The organism is Aeromonas sp. S5(2024), from assembly GCF_041403025.1.
In the GTDB taxonomy this organism is placed as follows: domain Bacteria; phylum Pseudomonadota; class Gammaproteobacteria; order Enterobacterales; family Aeromonadaceae; genus Aeromonas; species Aeromonas hydrophila.
Map to the genome: position 1 here is coordinate 80,350 of NZ_JBGLRI010000009.1, position 17,987 is coordinate 98,336.

The 17,987-nt window shown below is 63.8% G+C and carries 16 protein-coding genes; 11 read left to right on the forward strand and 5 right to left on the reverse strand.

Features of this window, described 5'->3' with window-relative positions; translation table 11 throughout:
- Positions 1–177: 177 nt before the first annotated feature.
- Complete coding sequence (locus tag ACB032_RS16880) at positions 178–1,524, reverse strand: UDP-glucose/GDP-mannose dehydrogenase family protein (protein ID WP_252452460.1); 1,347 nt, start codon at positions 1,522–1,524, stop codon at positions 178–180.
- Between the two features lie 220 nt (positions 1,525–1,744).
- On the opposite strand from ACB032_RS16880, the gene arnB reads away from it, so the two are divergent.
- The 9 genes from arnB (at position 1,745) to ACB032_RS16925 (ending at position 10,840) form a co-directional block, all read left to right on the forward strand.
- Positions 1,745–2,881, forward strand: coding sequence for a UDP-4-amino-4-deoxy-L-arabinose aminotransferase (gene arnB, locus ACB032_RS16885; RefSeq protein WP_263675441.1), 1,137 nt, complete (start codon positions 1,745–1,747; stop codon positions 2,879–2,881).
- A gap of 6 nt (positions 2,882–2,887) precedes the next feature.
- Positions 2,888–3,868 carry an undecaprenyl-phosphate 4-deoxy-4-formamido-L-arabinose transferase gene (gene arnC / locus ACB032_RS16890; protein ID WP_042065239.1) on the forward strand — a complete coding sequence of 327 codons (981 nt, stop codon included), beginning with the start codon at positions 2,888–2,890 and terminating at the stop codon, positions 3,866–3,868.
- Positions 3,865–5,856 (forward strand): bifunctional UDP-4-amino-4-deoxy-L-arabinose formyltransferase/UDP-glucuronic acid oxidase ArnA, encoded by a 1,992-nt coding sequence (gene arnA / locus ACB032_RS16895; protein ID WP_371138375.1) that lies wholly within the window; start codon positions 3,865–3,867, stop codon positions 5,854–5,856. The genes arnC and arnA overlap by 4 nt, the downstream gene beginning before the upstream one ends.
- Positions 5,849–6,748 carry a 4-deoxy-4-formamido-L-arabinose-phosphoundecaprenol deformylase gene (arnD, locus tag ACB032_RS16900; protein WP_371138376.1) on the forward strand — a complete coding sequence of 300 codons (900 nt, stop codon included), beginning with the start codon at positions 5,849–5,851 and terminating at the stop codon, positions 6,746–6,748. Before arnA ends, arnD begins: the two co-directional genes overlap by 8 nt.
- A gap of 69 nt (positions 6,749–6,817) precedes the next feature.
- On the forward strand, positions 6,818–8,461 hold the full coding sequence (gene arnT, locus ACB032_RS16905; RefSeq protein ID WP_346814826.1) for a lipid IV(A) 4-amino-4-deoxy-L-arabinosyltransferase: 1,644 nt from the start codon (positions 6,818–6,820) through the stop codon (positions 8,459–8,461).
- Positions 8,461–8,805 carry an EamA family transporter gene (locus ACB032_RS16910; protein WP_041218461.1) on the forward strand — a complete coding sequence of 115 codons (345 nt, stop codon included), beginning with the start codon at positions 8,461–8,463 and terminating at the stop codon, positions 8,803–8,805. The genes arnT and ACB032_RS16910 overlap by 1 nt, the downstream gene beginning before the upstream one ends.
- Positions 8,802–9,248, forward strand: a complete 447-nt coding sequence (gene arnF / locus ACB032_RS16915; protein WP_323965495.1) for a 4-amino-4-deoxy-L-arabinose-phosphoundecaprenol flippase subunit ArnF — start codon at positions 8,802–8,804, stop codon at positions 9,246–9,248. The genes ACB032_RS16910 and arnF overlap by 4 nt, the downstream gene beginning before the upstream one ends.
- 176 nt (positions 9,249–9,424) lie before the next feature.
- Positions 9,425–10,294, forward strand: coding sequence for a phosphoribulokinase (locus tag ACB032_RS16920; protein ID WP_045528133.1), 870 nt, complete (start codon positions 9,425–9,427; stop codon positions 10,292–10,294).
- Between the two features lie 15 nt (positions 10,295–10,309).
- Entirely contained in the window at positions 10,310–10,840 is a 531-nt protein-coding gene (locus tag ACB032_RS16925; protein ID WP_011704919.1) for a DUF4136 domain-containing protein, read from the forward strand.
- A gap of 56 nt (positions 10,841–10,896) precedes the next feature.
- Here the strand turns inward: ACB032_RS16925 and ACB032_RS16930 are convergent, their stop codons facing one another.
- The gene (locus tag ACB032_RS16930) at positions 10,897–11,193 is read right to left on the reverse strand and encodes an MliC family protein (RefSeq protein ID WP_101149396.1); all 297 of its coding nucleotides are present in this window, start codon (positions 11,191–11,193) and stop codon (positions 10,897–10,899) included.
- Positions 11,194–11,242: 49 nt separating this feature from the next.
- On the reverse strand, positions 11,243–11,647 hold the full coding sequence (locus ACB032_RS16935) for an OsmC family protein (protein WP_016349708.1): 405 nt from the start codon (positions 11,645–11,647) through the stop codon (positions 11,243–11,245).
- A gap of 311 nt (positions 11,648–11,958) precedes the next feature.
- Here ACB032_RS16935 and crp point away from each other — a divergent pair, with 311 nt between their 5' ends.
- Both crp and ACB032_RS16945 read left to right on the forward strand, forming a co-directional pair.
- Positions 11,959–12,597, forward strand: coding sequence for a cAMP-activated global transcriptional regulator CRP (gene crp, locus ACB032_RS16940; RefSeq protein ID WP_011704916.1), 639 nt, complete (start codon positions 11,959–11,961; stop codon positions 12,595–12,597).
- Between the two features lie 126 nt (positions 12,598–12,723).
- The gene (locus ACB032_RS16945) at positions 12,724–13,524 is read left to right on the forward strand and encodes a putative RNA methyltransferase (protein ID WP_371138377.1); all 801 of its coding nucleotides are present in this window, start codon (positions 12,724–12,726) and stop codon (positions 13,522–13,524) included.
- A gap of 59 nt (positions 13,525–13,583) precedes the next feature.
- Here the strand turns inward: ACB032_RS16945 and ACB032_RS16950 are convergent, their stop codons facing one another.
- Both ACB032_RS16950 and ACB032_RS16955 read right to left on the reverse strand, forming a co-directional pair.
- Entirely contained in the window at positions 13,584–15,506 is a 1,923-nt protein-coding gene (locus ACB032_RS16950; RefSeq protein ID WP_371138378.1) for a glycoside hydrolase family 19 protein, read from the reverse strand.
- An 83-nt stretch (positions 15,507–15,589) separates the two neighbouring features.
- On the reverse strand, positions 15,590–17,968 hold the full coding sequence (locus tag ACB032_RS16955) for a M66 family metalloprotease (RefSeq protein ID WP_371138379.1): 2,379 nt from the start codon (positions 17,966–17,968) through the stop codon (positions 15,590–15,592).
- Positions 17,969–17,987: the final 19 nt, after the last annotated feature.

Below are 17,987 nucleotides of genomic sequence, written 5' to 3' on the forward strand. Positions count from 1 at the left end.
TGCAGAGAACCTGGCCATAGCGGCAATATAAAATTAATAAAGTGAATCAGCTCACAATATTAAATAAATATGACAACGACGCTCACCGACAATAGTGACGAAAATAGTCTTGTTCAGCGTGAAGAGATGCCGCACTGCCATGGCACTGAAACATGGCGGCAGCGTGGCATGGTCTTTTTATTTCATTACCGATTCGCCCCGCCCAATGGCGTAGTAATGAAAACCATGATCTTTCATCCGGCCCGGATCAAACAGGTTGCGGCCATCGACGATCAGCGGATGACGCAACGCCTGCTTGATGGCGGCAAAATTGGGGGCCTTGAAGTGGTTCCACTCAGTGCAGATCACCAGGGCATCCGCACCAAACAGCGCCGCCTCCTTGGTGCCCATCAACCGCAGCTTGTCGCAGTTGCCATAGATTTGCTGGGCCTCCTGCATCGCCTCGGGATCGTAGGCCTGCACAGTCGCCCCGGCCTGCCACAACGCCTCCATCAAGGCCCGGCTCGGCGCCTCGCGCATGTCGTCGGTGTTGGGCTTGAACGCCAGCCCCCACAGGGCGATGGTCTTGCCGGCCAGGCTCTCCCCTTCGGCGCAGAAGAACGCTGACAACAGCTGAAACAGCCGCGATTTTTGCAATTCATTGACTCGCTCCACCGCCCGGATCAGCGGCGTGTCGTACTCCAGCTCCTGGGCCGTGGCCAGCAAGGCTTTGACATCCTTGGGAAAACAGGAGCCGCCATAGCCGCAACCCGGGTAGATGAACTGATAGCCGATGCGCTGATCCGAGCCTATCCCCTGGCGCACCATCTCGATATCGGCGCCGACCCGCTCGGCCAGCCCGGCCATCTCGTTGATGAAGCTTATCTTGGTGGCCAGCATGCAGTTGGCGGCGTACTTGGTCAGCTCGGCGCTGCGCACATCCATGAACAGGATGCGATCGTGGTTGCGGTTGAACGGCTCGTAGAGCTCGCGCATCAGCTGGCGTGAGGCCTCGTTGGCGGTGCCCACCACGATGCGATCCGGCCGCAGGCAATCCTGGATGGCGGAGCCCTCTTTCAGAAATTCGGGATTGGAGACCACGTCGAAGGAAAACGACTGATCCCGCTGCTGCAGGATGGCGTTGACCCTGGCGGTCACCTTGTCGGCGGTGCCCACCGGCACGGTCGACTTGTTGACGATGATGACGGGCCGATCGCGATACTGGGCGATGGTCTCGGCCACCGTCAGCACGTGGCTCAGATCGGCGGAACCATCTTCCCCCGGTGGCGTGCCTACTGCCAGAAACTGCACATCGCCGTGCTTGACGGCCAGTACGGCGTCCGTGGTGAACACCAGGGAGCCGCTCTTGATGTTGCGCTGCAGCAGGGATTCGAGACCGGGTTCATAGATGGGCACCTGGCCATCCATCAGGGCTGCCACCTTCTGTTCATCGACATCGACACAGATCACCTGATGACCGACGTCGGCCAGTACGGTGGCCTGAACCAGGCCCACGTAGCCACTTCCAAATACAGTAATGTTCATATTGATACAACCAAAATGTCAGAGAAAATGTAATTTGGAAAAACAAGAGTTGGGGGGGTTATAAATATTTATCACATTACCTAAGATGACCGCACCAGTTAATTGTTACCAGCTGTTTCTGGACCATTGCAGGCCCGCTTTTATATCCGTATGTTGAGTAAAACAGTTTAGGGGAGCCCAATTTAATGGGCGCTGATTAATATTCTTCGTTGGATCTCTTATGCAAGATTTTCTGCCATTTTCGAGGCCCGCCATCGGTGATGCCGAGATAAGTGCTGTCTGTGACGTATTGAAATCGGGCTGGATCACCACGGGCCCGAAGAATCATGAACTGGAACAGCAATTCTGCGACACATTCGGCTGCCAGCACGCGGTCGCACTCTGCTCCGCCACCGCCGGCATGCACGTCACTCTGCTGGCGCTGGGCATAGGCCCGGGAGATGAGGTGATCACCCCCTCCCAGACCTGGGTCTCCACCATCAACATCATCACCCTGCTGGGGGCCGAGCCGGTCTTCGTCGACGTGGACCCGGATACCCTGATGACCAGCGCCGAGCTGATCGCGCCGCTCATCACCGCCAGGACCAAAGCCATCATCCCGGTCCACTACGCCGGCGCCCCGGTCGACCTGGATCCGATCCTGGCGCTGGCCGGCCAGCACGGCATACCGGTCATCGAGGATGCCGCCCACGCGGTCGGCACCCGCTACCGGGAGCGCTGGATCGGCGCCAGCGGCACTGCCATCTTCTCCTTCCACGCCATCAAGAACCTGACCTGCGCCGAAGGGGGCATGCTGGTGACCGACGACAAGGCGCTGGCGGACAAGGTACGGATGCTCAAATTCCACGGCCTGGGGGTGGATGCGTTTGATCGCATGAGCCTGGGCCGCAAGCCGCAGGCGGAGGTGATCACCCCAGGCTTCAAATACAACCTGGCCGACATCAACGCCGCCATCGCCCTGGTGCAGCTGGCGCGCCTGCCCGAGCTCAACGCCAAGCGGGCCGAACTGGTGGCCCGCTACCAGGAGCGACTGGCCGGCCTGCCGCTGGCGCCGCTCGCCGTCCCCGACTACCCCCATCTGCACGCCTGGCACCTGTTCATGGTCCGAGTCGACCCGGATCGCTGCGGGCTCGACCGGGATCAGCTGATGCAGGCACTGCAGGAGCGCGGCATCGGGACCGGTCTGCACTTTCGGGCAGCCCATACCCAGAAGTACTACCGCGAACGCTACCCGACCCTCAGCCTGCCTCATACCGAGTGGAACTCGTCACGCCTGTGCACCCTGCCACTCTTCCCGGACATGACGCTGGCCGACGTCGACCGCGTGGTCGCGGCCCTTATCGACATATTGGAGTAATGCAACGTGAACAACACTGACATCAAGCTGGTTTCGGTGGTCATCCCCGTCTACAACGAGGAGGCCAGCCTGCCCGCGCTGCTGAGCCGGGTCACCGCCGCCTGCGATCAGCTGTCACAGGATTACGAGGTGATCCTGATCGATGACGGCAGCCACGACGGCTCCACCGAGCTCATCAGAGACGCAGCCGCCGGTGAGGGCAGCAAGCTGGTCGGGGTGCTGCTCAACCGCAACTACGGTCAGCATGCCGCCATCATGGCCGGCTTCGAGACCGCCAAGGGGGATCTGGTGATCACCCTGGATGCGGATCTGCAGAACCCGCCGGAGGAGATCCCTCGCCTGGTGGAAGCCGCCATGCAGGGCTACGACGTGGTGGGCACCATGCGCCGCAACCGCCAGGACTCCTGGTTTCGCAAAACCGCCTCCAAGCTCATCAACAAGTCGGTGCAAAAGGCCACTGGCGTGCACATGAGCGACTACGGCTGCATGCTGCGCGCCTATCGCCGTCACATCATCGACGCCATGCTCTGCTGCCAGGAGCGCAGCACCTTCATCCCCATCCTGGCCAACAGCTTCGCCCGCCGCACCATCGAGCTGGAAGTGGGCCACGCCGAGCGGGCCCACGGCGAGTCCAAATACGGGCTGATGCACCTCATCAACCTGATGTATGACCTGGTCACCTGCATGACCACCACCCCGCTGCGTCTGCTCAGCATCGTCGGCAGCGTGGTGGCGGGCATCGGCTTTACCTTCTCCATCCTGCTGATCCTGATGCGCCTCATTCTGGGCGCCGACTGGGCCGCCGATGGCGTCTTCACCCTCTTTGCCATTCTCTTCACCTTTGTCGGCGTGCAGCTGCTGGGCATGGGGCTGCTGGGAGAATACATAGGCCGCATGTACACCGACGTGCGCGCCCGTCCCCGCTACTTCATCCACCAGATCGTGCGCAGCGCCACCACCCCTTCGCAACAGGAAGCTGAACAATGAAAGTCGTCGTCTTTGCTTATCACGATATCGGTTGCACCGGTATCGAGGCCCTGCTCGAAGCAGGCTACGAGATCCAGGCCGTCTTCACCCACGCCGACGATCCGGGCGAGAACCGCTTCTTCGGCTCGGTCGCCCAGCTCTGCGCCGAGCACAACCTGCCGGTCTACTCCCCCGAGGACGTGAACCACCCGCTCTGGATTGAGCGCATTCGCGAGCTGGCGCCCCAGGCCCTCTTCTCCTTCTACTACCGCAACATGCTCAAGCAGGCGATCCTCGACATCCCGACCGTCGGCGCCTTCAACCTGCACGGCTCCCTGCTGCCCGCCTACCGCGGCCGCGCGCCCATCAACTGGTGTCTGGTCAACGGCGAGACCGAGACCGGCATCACCCTGCATCAGATGACCGCCAAGCCCGACGCCGGCGCCATTGTCGCCCAGCAGGCGGTGACCATTGCCGATGACGACACCGCGCTGACCCTGCACGGCAAGGTGCGCCTCGCCGCCCGGACACTGCTGGAGCAGGAGCTGCCCAAACTGCGCGCCGGCGACATCCGCCTCACCCCGCAGGATGAGAGCAAGGCCAGCTACTATGGCCGCCGCACCCCGGCCGATGGCGAACTGCACTGGCACCGCCCGGCCCGCGAACTGCACAACCTGGTGCGCGCCGTCACCCAGCCCTACCCGGGCGCCTTCAGCTTCGCCGGTGACCGCAAGCTGACGGTGTGGAAGAGCCACTGGCTGACCCAGCAGAGCGACAAGCAGCCGGGTACCATCCTCAGCCAGGAGCCGCTGCGCATCGCCTGCGGTGAAGGGGTGCTGGAGATCGTGGCCGGTCAGGCCGAAGGCGGGCTCTATGTACGCGGCGCCCAGCTGGCCCGCGAACTGGGGCTGGTCGAAGGGATGAAGATCGGCGCCAAGGCGAGCAATGCCCTGCGCAAGGCGCGGCTGACCCGGGTGCTGATCCTCGGCGTCAACGGCTTCATCGGCAACCACCTGACCGAGCGCCTGCTCCAGGATGGCGGCTACGAGGTGTATGGCCTCGACATCGGCTCCAGCGCGGTGGACCGCTTCATCGGTCACCCCAACTTCCACTTCGTGGAGGGAGACATCAGCATCCACACCGAGTGGATCGAGTATCACATCAAGAAGTGCGACGTGATCCTGCCGCTGGTGGCCATCGCCACCCCCATCGAGTACACCCGCAACCCGCTGCGCGTGTTCGAGCTCGACTTCGAGGAGAACCTCAAGATCGTCCGCTACTGCGTGAAGTACCACAAGCGCATCATCTTCCCCTCCACCTCCGAGGTGTACGGGATGTGCGACGATCACAGCTTCGATGAAGACAGCTCCCGCCTCATCGTTGGCCCCATCAACAAGCAGCGCTGGATCTACTCGGTCTCCAAGCAGTTGCTGGATCGGGTCATCTGGGCCTACGGCAAGAAAGAGGGGCTCAACTTCACACTGTTCCGTCCCTTCAACTGGATGGGGCCGCGTCTGGACAGCCTGGACTCCGCCCGCATCGGCAGCTCCCGCGCCATCACCCAGCTGATCCTCAACCTGGTGGACGGTACCCCGATCCAGCTGGTGGACGGCGGCGCCCAGAAGCGCTGCTTCACCGACATCGAGGACGGCATCGAGGCCCTGTTCCGCATCATCGAGAACAAGGAGAACCGCTGCGACGGCCAGATCATCAACATCGGCAACCCGGACAACGAGGCCAGCATCCAGCAGATGGCCGAGATCCTGCTCGCCAAGTTCGAGGCTCACCCGCTGCGCGACCAGTTCCCGCCGTTTGCCGGCTTCAAACTGGTGGAGAGCAAGTCCTTCTACGGTGACGGCTATCAGGACGTCTCCCACCGCCGGCCGAGCATTGCCAATGCCCGCCGCCTGCTGGACTGGGAACCGACCATCGAGATGGAAGAGACCATCGGCAACACCCTGGACTTCTTCCTGCAAGGGGCGGTCACCACGGGAGTCGAGCATGACTGAGGTAGGTCTGCGGATCGACGTCGATACCTTCAGGGGGACCCGTGACGGGGTGCCCCGCCTGCTGCAACTGCTCGACAAGCATCAGGTCAAGGGGAGCTTCTTCTTCTCGGTCGGACCGGACAACATGGGGCGCCACTTGTGGCGCCTGCTAAAACCCCGCTTTCTGCTCAAGATGCTGCGCTCCAACGCAGCATCCCTCTATGGGCTGGACATATTGCTGGCCGGCACCGCCTGGCCCGGCAAGTCCATCGGCAAGCAGCTCGGCTCCCTGATGCGCGACACCGACAGCGCCCGTCACGAGGTGGGGCTGCACGCCTGGGATCACCACGGCTGGCAAGCCAACACCGGCCGCTGGGACGAAGCCGAGCTGACTCGTCAGACCCGGCTCGGGGTGGATGCGCTCAACCAGATCCTGGGGCGCGAAGTGGATTGCTCCGCCGCCGCCGGCTGGCGAGCCGACCCCCTCACCACCCAGGCCAAGGAGCCGTTCGGCTTTCGCTACAACAGCGACTGTCGCGGCAGCGGCCTGTTCCGGCCCCTGTTGCTAGATGGCCGCCCCGGCACCCCGCAGATCCCGGTCAATCTGCCCACCTTCGACGAGGTGGTGGGTCATCAGGTGACGGTCGACGGTTTCAACCGTTTCCTGCTGGATCAGCTGGCGACCCCGCCGGCGCAGGGCCCTCACGTCTACACCATCCACGCCGAAGTGGAAGGGATCGTGATGGCGGATCAGTTCGATGCCCTGCTCGGCGAAGCCAGGGCGCGCGGCATCCGCTTCGTGCCGCTCGGGGATCTGTTACCATCCGACCCGACCACGCTGCCGACCGGCCGGCTGGTCCGCGGCACCCTGCCCGGACGGGAGGGCTGGCTCGGCTGCAAGGCCGACGCCTGAGATGAATGACGCCACCTCGGGTGGCAGGACTAACCATCGCGCTAATCACACCATGCAACAGAGGATGTCATGACGTTGACCAAGTGGGCCCTGCCCCTGTTCTTTCTCTTCTTTTACCTGCTGCCGCTCGACCAGCGGCCGCTCTGGAGCCCGGACGAAAACCGCTACGCCGAGATCAGCCGGGAGATGGTGAGCACCGGAGACTGGGTGGTCCCCCACTTCCTGGGCTTGCGCTACTTCGAGAAACCCATCGCCGGCTACTGGTTCAACAGCATCAGCCAGCAGCTGTTCGGTGACACCAACTTCGCCGTGCGCTTCGCCTCGGCAGCCGCCACCGGTCTGAGCGCCCTGCTGATCTGCTGGTTTGCCCTGCAGCTGTGGCAGTGCCGGCGCAAGGCCTTCCTGACCGGACTCATCTATCTGTCGCTGTTGATCGTCTACGGCATCGGCACCTACAGCGTGCTGGACGCCATGGTGACCCTCTGGCTCAACGCCGCCATGGTGAGCTTCTACATCATCCGCAAGGAGGGCTCCCTTGGCAGCCGGGTCGGTGGTTATCTGCTGTTCGGCCTCGCCTGCGGCATGGGCTTTCTCACCAAGGGCTTCATCGCCCTGGCGGTGCCCGTGGTGGTCATCGTGCCCTACGTCATCTATCAGCGCCGCCTGCTCGAGCTGGTGCGCTTCGGGCCGCTGGCCATCCTGAGCGCGGTCCTGCTGGCCGCCCCCTGGGCCATCGCCGTGCACCTGCGCGAACCGGACTACTGGCACTACTTCTTCTGGGTTGAACACATCCAGCGCTTCGCCGCTGACAACGCCCAGCACAAGGCACCGTTCTGGTACTACCTGCCCATGGGGCTGCTCGGCACCCTGCCCTGGCTCGGCCTGTTGCCAGGCGCCCTGCGCAAGGGCTGGCAGGAGCGCAAGATAAACCCGGAAACCCTCTACCTGCTGGCCTGGGTGATCCTGCCCCTGCTGTTCTTCAGCATTGCCAAGGGCAAGCTGCTCACCTACATCCTGCCCTGCTTCGCCCCGCTGGCCATGCTGATGGCCGCCAGCGCCGTCGACCTGCTCAAGGAGGGGAAAGAGCGGGCCTTGCGGGTCAATGCCTGGCTGAACGGCCTGTTCGGCCTCATCTGCCTGGTGGTGCTGGCCGTGCTGGCGTTCGCCCCCAGCCACGCCGTCTATGGCGAGGAGGATCACGGTGCGCTGGCGGTGGCCATGGTCATCTTCGCCGGCTGGAGTCTGCTCGGCTTCATCCAGTTGAAGGAGGTCAGCCGCCGCTGGACCCTGAGCGCGCTCTGCCCCATGGTGCTGGCCATCGGCCTGCCCTGGGCGCTGCCGCAATCGCTGATCGACTCCAAGCTGCCGGAGCGCTTCATCGAGGCCAATCAGGCCGTGCTGATGAAGTCAGGCACCCTGCTGGCCAACGACGTCGGACTGGCCTCCTCCCTCGCCTGGGGCACCCAGCGCAGCGAGATCAACCTGTTCGACAGCAAGGGCGAGGTGCATTACGGCCTCGGCTACCCGGATGCGGCGGGGCGCTACGTAGCCCGCGCCGACTTCCCGGCCTGGCTGGCACAAGCGCGCAAGAATGGGCAGGTGGCCCTGCTGATGAAGACCGATCGCGACGGCAACACCGGGCCCGTGCCCCCCGCCGACGAGACCATCGTCAGCCACCGGCTGACCCTGCTCATCTACCACGGGGCCCAGTGATGGACATCCTGCTGCTGTTGCTGGTGTGCCTGCTGACCTGCAGCGGCCAGATGCTGCAAAAGCAGGCGGTCGTCAGCTGGCAGCGCCGGCCCTGCAACCACTGGCAGAAGCTGTGCTCACCCTGGCTCATCGCCAGCGTGGCGGCACTCGGCTGCGGCATGCTGCTCTGGATCTACCTGCTGCAGCGGCTGCCGCTCAGCATGGCCTACCCCATGCTCAGCATCAATCTGGTGCTGGTGCTGGTGGGTTCCAGGCTGTTCTTTCACGAGCAGATCAGCTACCACAACTGGCTGGGAGTGGGGGCCATCATAGTGGGCGCCCTGCTGCTGGGAGGCTTGCTATGAGCGATGACCATCCGCAGGCGGGCCAACTACCGGCCAGCCCTGCAAGATCGGCGCTGAAGGGGTATCTCTACGTGCTCGGCAGCATCTTGCTGGTAACAGCCGCCCAGCTCGGCATGAAGTGGGGGGTGATCCAGCTGCCGACCTGGCAGATGGATCTCGCCGTGATGCTGGCCCATCCGCTGCCGCTGCTGGTGATCCTGGCCGGGGTGGGCTGCTACGCCCTGTCGCTGCTCTGCTGGCTGGCGGCGCTGCACTCCACCCCGCTCAACATCGCCTACCCCCTGCTCAGCACCAGCTATGCGCTGGTCTACCTGCTGGCGGTCAACATCCCGCTCTTCGCCGAGCCACTGGAACCCGGCAAGGCGCTCGGGGTGCTGTTCATCCTGCTGGGAGCCGTGCTGGTGGGGATCAAACCTGCGGCCGGCACCAAGCAGGCCGGCTAGTTTTTCTCTCTTGTTTGTCACAAGGGCTGCCACGGCAGCCCTTTTTTGCGTCTGCCGCTGATGGAGGCACGCTGGCACGCCCGCGAAGCAGTTGCGCGGTGGTACTGTCAGGTCGCACACTTGACCGCACTCGGAACATGCCTTTATAACGGAACTCCCAAGGAAGAGAGAATTCTATGTCGGCAAAGCATCCCATCATTGCGGTTACCGGTTCGTCCGGAGCCGGCACCTCCACCTCCACCAACGCCTTTCGCTCCATGTTTCATCAGCTCGGTTATCAAGCGGCCGTGGTGGAAGGGGACAGTTTTCATCGCTACACCCGCCCGGAAATGGACGTGGCGATCCGCAAGGCGCGCGAACAGGGGCGCCACATCAGCTATTTCGGCCCCGAGGCCAACGACTTCGGCCTGCTGGAGAGCTTCTTTCAGGAGTACGGCCAGAACGGCAGCGGTCAGTATCGTCGCTACCTGCACAGCTTCGACGAGGCGGTCCCCTTCAACCAGATGCCGGGCACCTTCACCCCCTGGCAGAACCTGCCGAGCGACACCGACCTGCTGTTCTACGAAGGGCTGCACGGCGGCGTGGTCACCGATGATCACAACGTGGCCCGCCACGTGGACTTCCTCATCGGGGTGGTGCCCATCGTCAACCTGGAGTGGATCCAGAAGCTCATTCGCGATACCTCGGAGCGCGGCCATTCCCGCGAGGCGGTCACCGACTCCATCGTCCGCTCCATGGACGACTACATCAACTTCATCACCCCCCAGTTCTCCCGCACCCACATCAACTTCCAGCGGGTGCCGACGGTGGATACCTCCAACCCCTTCAGCGCCAAGGTGATCCCGAGTCTGGACGAGAGTATGCTGGTGATACGGTTTCGCGGCATCAAGCAGGTGGATTTCCCCTACCTGCTGTCGATGATCGACGGATCCTTCATGTCACGGATGAACACCATCGTAGTGCCGGGCGGCAAGATGGGCTTCGCGATGGAGCTGATCCTGCGCCCGTTGATCCAGCAACTGATTGAAACCGGCAAGATCACCTGAGCCAAGGAGCTGATGATGCGGTTAGCGTTTATCTCTGTGGGATTGGCCGCCCTGCTGGGTGGCTGCAGCAGCGGCCCGGCCGCGCCGACCCTGGAAGCGGGCACCATGGTGGTGCGCCCGGCGGCCAGCTGGCCATTCGGAGCGACGCCGCGCTATGCGCTGGCCGAGCAGTTCCAGTATGCCGGTGACAGCGCCGAGGGCTGGCTGGAGCCGGTGCAACAGGCGGTCAATCAGGAGCTGGGGCGCAAGGGGTGGCAGAGCGTGCCCCTCGACGAGGCCGATGTGTGGGTCGCCATCGGGGTGGCCGGCAGCAAGGATCTGAGCGATGGCGAGATCTTCGCCCGCCTCGGCATGACGCCGGGACTGCAAGCCAAGGCCGATGCCCGCAAGGGCACCCTGGCCATCGTGCTGCTCGACCGGCGCACCCAGCAGGCGGTGTGGAGCAGCGCCATCTCCCTGGCCAGCGACGTGGCCATCGCCGAAGGGGAGCGTCAGCAACTGAGCCAGCAACTGGCCGCCAAGATGCTCAACGCCCTGCCGCACTGACCCCAATATGCAAAACGGCCTGCATTGAGCAGGCCGTTGTCATCACACCATGACGATCACTTGCGCTGGCAAGTCAGCAGGGTTACCCCTTTCTGGCTGAGGATGGCCTGCTTCTCCTGATTCCAGAAGGTGGTCACCCCGTCGGAATACTTGGCACCGGACTCCGCCTCGACCCGGCCCAGCTTGTGATAGACCCCGGCATAGGGGAACTGCACCATGTCGGCCTGGGCATCATAGGTCACGGCCAGCAACTCCTCACCGCACTGATACTGGCTGTACTGGTACTGGGTCGGTTGCGGCATGCTGCAGGCCGCCAGCCCCAGCAGGGGGAGTAACACTATCATCTTTTTCATTGCACTTTCCTTATGTCATGGTGTTATTCGATCGGAAGAGCCACTGCTATCAGGCTTCAAGAATTTGATAACTATGGGTAATTTCTACCGCTTTTTCCAACATCAGGGAAACTGAACAATATTTTTCCATCGACAGATCCACCGCTCGGGCCACCTGCTTTTCGGCCAGCCCCTTGCCGGTCACCACGAAGTGGAGGTGGATCTTCTCGAATACCCGCGGCACCGAGTCAGCCCGCTCTCCGGCCAGCTCCACATGGCAGGCGGTCACGGATTGACGCGCCTTCTCCAGGATGGAGACCACGTCGATCGAGCTGCAACCGCCCACCGCCAGCAGGATCATCTCCATCGGGCTGGCACCTTCGCCGGGGTTGGCACCGTCCAGGATCACCTTGTGACCGGACTCACTCTCGCCCACAAACTGCATGCCTTCCACCCAGCTGACCTTGGCTTTCATTTCACATTTCCTCTTGATGACGACAGATCTGACTGACATAGCATACCGCAGACGACGCGACAGCGGCACATATCCGCCATTTTCACGAACTTCCTGACTAACTAGATCAAAATCAACATCTGATGCCCCCATCTTCCCTACAATGGCGAACGGAACGCAGCAGGGGTTGCAAGGGGAGCTGGCAAAAGCCCTCAAAGCCTTGTCAGCACAGACAAAGGCTCTTATCCTACTGCGACTAATACAAGGAATGGCAAGGTTGGCAGCTTGCCCGGACGCACGAGTCCATAAAAAGACACTACAGAGGAATTCTCATGGTCATTGGCAAACCGCAAAGCGATCCCACCCTGGAATGGTTCTTGTCGCACTGCCACATTCATAAGTATCCCGCCAAGAGCACCCTGATCCACGCGGGTGAGAAAGCGGAAACCCTCTACTACATCGTCAAGGGCACTGTGGCCGTCTTGATCAAGGACGATGAAGGCAAGGAGATGATCCTCTCCTATCTGAACCAGGGCGACTTCCTGGGCGAGATGGGGATGTTCGAGGAGAGCGAAAACCCGGAGCGTTCCGCCTGGGTGCGTGCCAAAGGTTCCTGTGAAGTGGCCGAGATCTCCTACAAGAAGTTCCGCCAGCTGATCCAGGTCAACCCGGAAATCCTGATGCGCCTCTCCGGCCAGATGGCGGCCCGCCTGCAGCACACCAGCCAGAAAGTCGGCAACCTCGCCTTCTTGGACGTGACCGGCCGGATCGCCCAGACCCTGCTGAACCTGGCCAAGCAGCCGGATGCCATGACCCACCCGGATGGCATGCAGATCAAGATCACCCGTCAGGAGATAGGCCAGATCGTCGGCTGCTCCCGTGAAACCGTCGGCCGGATCCTCAAGATGCTCGAAGAGCAGGAGCTGATCTCCGCCCACGGCAAGACCATAGTGGTGTTCGGCACTCGCTGATCCCCGCGACTGGCGGCCCCGCACTGGGTCGCCGGATAAAAAAGGCTGCCACGGCAGCCTTTTCTGATCGTCTCCCCTATAATCCCGAACGCCCCTGCCGTCATGGCCTTCGCCAAGAGAAATTCTATGCACCTGCAATGCCCTATCTGTCGCAGCCCGCTGCAACTTCATGAAGCCTCCCGCGGGGTCTACTGCGCCAACAAGCACCACTTCGATCCCGCGCCGGAAGGCTACCTGGATCTCATCCCCGGCAAGAAGAATCCCAAGGACAGCGACAGCCGCGCCCTGATGCGCGCCAAACGCCACTTCCTCGAGCAGGGCCACCAGTTGCCGCTGGTCGAGGCGATGGCCAGCCTGCTTGCCCCCCTCGAGCCGCGCGAGCTGATCCACCTGGGCTGTGGCGAGGGTTACTACTGCCGGACCCTGGCCGAGCGCCTGCCGGGCTGGCAATTTGCCGGCGTCGACATCGCCAAGAACACCATCTTTGCCGCCAACAAGGCGCAGCCGGACGCTCAGTTCGTCATCGCCGATCCGGCCCGCGCGCCGATCCTGCCGGGCACGGCCCAGCTGCTGCTGGTCAACGATCTCAAGGTCAAGACCGAGCAGCTGGTCAGCTGGCTGGCACCGGGCGGCTACCTGCTCTACCTGCAGCCGGGCCCCCGCCACCAGTGGCAGCTGAGGGTCAGCCTCAACCCGGTCAGCATGGAACACCCGCTGAGCTGGCCGAGCCTGGCTGACCTCAACCCCATGGGTCAGCTGCGCTGCCAGTTCAGCATGCAGATGGACCAGGGGCTGCGCAGCTTCATCCTGGAGACCAGCCGCCTCGGCTGGCGCGCCAGCGGCGAGCAGCGCCACGCCTTCAGCCACCAGGGACCGGACGAGCTGGAGCAGGATCTGCTGCTGAGCCTGTGGCAAAAGCCGCTGTGAGCGCATTCACCCCATGAAAAAAGGCCCTGACGGGCCTTTTTTATTGCGCGGATATGCCGTTACAGCTTGATCCAGGCATCGCTCCAGGCCGTGCCCTTGCCGGGCTCATAGGCCCAGGCCGCGCCGGCACACCAGCCGGTGTAGGGATGGGGCTTGCACTGGTAGTTGCCGCCCAGGTTGCTCACCTTGTCACCGGCCTTGTAGGTGGTGCCCTCCTTGTAGGGCGGGTTGCCATCCGGAGGCGTGGTACCGCCACTGCCCTTGATCAGGATCTCGTGGGTGGCGCTGCGGCTCAGCCCCTTGTCGTCGGTCACCTTGAGCACGAAGCCGTAGCGGGTGTCGCTGGTCGGGGTCGGCGGCAGGATGGCGCTCAGGGTGGACTGCGTCAGATCCGAGGCGCTGGCCCCGGCAGGCAGGGTCCAGGCGTAGCTGAGGGGCTTGCCTTCCGGATCGCTCGAGCCCTGGCCGGAGAGCAGCACGGTGGCGCCGCCCAGCGCCTCGCTCGGGCCGCTGATGCTGGCCACCGGCGGCAGGTTGGTGCCACCGCCGTTGTCCTCGATCACCACCTCGGGGAAGAAGTGCTGCACGCAGCGGCTGTAGTCACGCTCCTTGAAGGCGCTGAAGCGGGTCTGGTAGCCCACCAGCTTGCAGGCGTAGCTCTTGCCACCGTTGGGGTTGCCCGGCACATAGCTCCAGTCGTTCTCCCAATAGATGGGCAGGGCGCCGGCGCCCGCCTCGTCAAAGACCTTCATGTTCTTGCAACCGAGCACCTCGTCTGCCGGCACGGGTACCCCCAGATACTGGGCCTGGGCCTGGTAGTAATTGATGCGGTTCTGGGACTGGGCATGCTCGGCCGCGCCGCCGCACTCCACCCCGCCGTTGATGATCTGGGTGGTGACCCCGAAGCCCGGCACCAGGCCGTTCTGCCGGTCGTGGTCATTGGGCTGCCAGGTGCCGTCGATCACGTGCAGCATGGAGGGCTTGGGCGGCTGCGGATAGACGAAGAAGAACACGGCGCTGGCCAGGTTGAGCCAGGTGTCTGCCACTTTCTCCGGGTTGTCCAGCAGGGTACGCACAGTGCCGAACATGGCCTCGGAGAAGGGGCCGTAGTTGTAGTTGTACGACAGCTGCTTGGCGCCACGACCGAAGTAGCTCTTGAACTCGCCGTTGCCGAACTTGCCGCACGGCCACTGCTGACCCTGCCACACATCCGGTCGGCACTCGGCGTTGTAACCGCCGCGCATCTGCTCGGTCCAGCCCATCTCCCGCACCCACACCAGGCCCTGGCGCCACTCGGGCTCGGGGCGCCAGCTCTCGTGACCGCCGGTCTCCTGGGCGAAGTGGGCAAACATGGTAGCCAGCGACTTGCGGCAGATGGCCTCGGCGTTGCGCCCGTCGCTGTAGTCGCCGCAGAAGGCCGGGAACTTGGCCACCGCCTGCAGGAACCCGCGATAGGTGTACTCCGGCGCCCGCAGCGGGAACAGGAAGTTGAACTGCGATTCGCTGAGCAGCCCTTCTACCCGTTTGACGTTGGCGGGGTTGAGCGGCAAACCGGGGGCCACCGCCTCGACCACGGCATTGTCGCGGGTGGCGATGGAGTCCTTGACCGCCGTCATGGCCGGGAAGTCGGTGAGCGCATGCTCCTTGGCATCCAGCTCGCTCTGGCTCAGGTAGACGATGCTGCCGTCAGCGGCGCCGCTGCCTCCCTGCGCGGGCGGGGCTATGCCCTCCCCGTCACCCGGTGGCGTCGCTTCACCCGCCCCCAGCAGGGCCCACGGAGAATCCCACTCGTTGGCGACCTGCACGCCCGGGCTCTGGCCCGGATTGGCATACCATTTGGCCTCGTAGATCTGGCCGTTGAAACTGACCTGGCTGCCGCCGCCATAGCCCTGATTGATGTCATAGGCGCTGGCGGCCCACAGCTGACCGCTCAGACAGAACCCGGCCAGCAGGGTGGCCACAGAGGACTTTCTTGTCATCATATTTACCTCTTACTTGATGAAAGGCGGGGCTTGGCCCCCGCCAGTGGCACCTCGCATTGCGCGAGGAGAAAGGAGAAAAACACTCAGCGTGCCGCCAGCGGCATGCCGTTCACCGTGTAACCGAGCCCGGCCGGGGCCGGAGCAAGCTGGGCCTCTGCCTGTGACTGGTTGCGGCACAGCACGCTGGCGCTGCGCGGTTCACTCGCACTCGGCACGTTGACGTGGAACTTGTTCATCACGCTGGCGCTCAGCCGGTGATTGGCCAGCTTGAAGCGCAGCAGGCCGTCGCGGGTCTCCACCTGCAGCTGGCAGTCACTGTTGCCGAGCCGCTCGCCGTCATCGCCATAGGCAAAGCCGTAGGCGCCGTGCAGGGCCGGATAGAGGTAGCTCGGCAGCTGCCCCTGCGGGTCGTAGTAGCCGACCAGGGTGGTCACCGGCACGCCGAAGGCGGCGGGCTTGCGATCAGCCGCCAGATCCGTCGGCGCCCCCTCGTTCCAGCGGCTGCCGTCGGAGCGGTAGCTCTTCTTGAAGCCGCGCGAGACGGTGATCTGCTGGCCGTTGATGAAGAGGGTGCTGTTGTAGCCGGCGTTGTGGTCGATGCTGACGATGCGGCCGCGATTGGCCGCCGAGGCGGCCGGCAGCTGGATGTTGCGGGTCCAGTTGCCATCCCACATGGCCACCTTGACCAGATCGTACTCGGCCAGCAAGGCGGCCAGTTTCACCTCTCCCAGATCGCTCACCGGCGCGGTGATCTGCTCGGCGAGATCGATCCGGTGGCGGTAGGGCTCCATTCTGGCCTGGCTTTCGTTCCACTTGCTGAAACCGGTGGGGGACGCTGCGTCGAACACCGCCTTGCTCTCGAGGAAACGCTGGATGATGGCGGCCGAGTTGGGGGTGTAGAGGGTGAAGCGGTTGAAGCCGGAGAGCGGCTCGCCGCCGGCCATGGCGTCGAAACCGAACTTGCGGCCATCAAACGGCGCCTGGCACTGGCCGTCGAGGCAGGCGCTCTGGCCGCTGCGGCTCGCAAAGAAGTTGGGGATGAAGCGGTTCTTGTCGCCATCCCAGCCCCAGGTGGCATTGATCTGATCGGCGCTGCGGTGCACCGAGCCGGCAAAGCCGCCCACGTAGTGGCCGAGACCGTAGTTGTGGCCCACCTCGTGGCTGAACTCGTTGCCAAGGGAAGCGTCGAGCGTGACGATGCCGCCCCCGCCGGAGCCGCCGTGCACCTGCACCCCGTTGGCGTACTTACCACGGCTGTTGTGGGCCGCCAGCTGGGCCACCACGTAGGGATGGCTGTTCTCCCCCTCCCCGGCGGTGCTGTTGATGCCGTAGTTGGCATTGTCGATGCCAAGGGAGATGAGCTCCTTGCCGATGCGCTGGCGCATGGTGCCGCTGTGCCAGCCCCCCTCGCTCGGATCAAAGTCGGTGAGCAGGGTGCCATCCGGCAGCATCACCTCCGGCAACGACAGCGGCGCATACTGGCTGACGATGAGGCGGCTGGCGGGAATGGTCTGGAAGTACTCCCGCTGGGCTTCTTTATCTTTGGCAAAGGCGAACTGGTCGCGCGGGCTGGTCAGCATGCCGATGTCGATAGTGTGAATGAGCAGCTCCCCCGGCGCCCCCACCTTGAGGTCGTTCAGCTCGCCGCTCAGATCCCCCTGGCTCAGGCGCAGGGTGAGACCGGGCATGATCCACTCGGCCGGCAGCACGGCGCTCCAGGCATCGCTGGCATAGGTGATGCCGTTGTTTTCCAGCTCGCCATCGCGGATCCACTGACCGCGCACGAATTTGAACTGCTGGCTCTGGCCGCGGGAGAGAGTCACCTGACGGCCACTGAAATAGACGGTGGAGTTGTAGCCGGCATTGGAGGCGAGGCGCACCATCTTGCCCTCCAGGCTCGCGTCGCGCGGCAGGTGGATGTCGCGCACCCAGCGGCCGTCGGCGGTCTGGATGGTGACCAGGGCATGGGGCTGCAGCTTGCCGAGCAGGAAGGCGCCGCTCGGATCGCTCAGCCTGGCCAGCTCGCTGCTGCTGTTGATGACGGTGCTGGTGCCGGGGCCCGGGGTGAAGTCGACCCCCTCCTCCGGCGTTCCTTCCAGGTAGTAGGCGGTCTTGGGCAGGCGGGAGGGGGGATCCAGCGTGAGGCTGCCGAGCAGCTTGCCGGCGCCGTCGCGGGCCTCGAGTGCCAGCGGCGCCTGGTTGCCGGCCTGCAGCGGGCGCACCAGCAGCAGACTCTTGCGCAGGGCGGTGAGGTGGGGCTGGTTGTCCCCCTCCCGCGGGTGGGCGGGCAGGATCTGGCTCTGGGCAAACTGGACGCCGGCCAGCAGCGACCCCTGCAGATCGTTCTGCGGACGGGTGGCGTCAAAGACCAGCGGGGTGGGTGGCTGAACGGCGGCCAGCAGCGGGCCGCTTGCCAGGGCTGCGCCGATCAGGCAGGCAAGACGTGTGGTGCATGTGGTCATGGTGGTGCTCTTTGTTGTT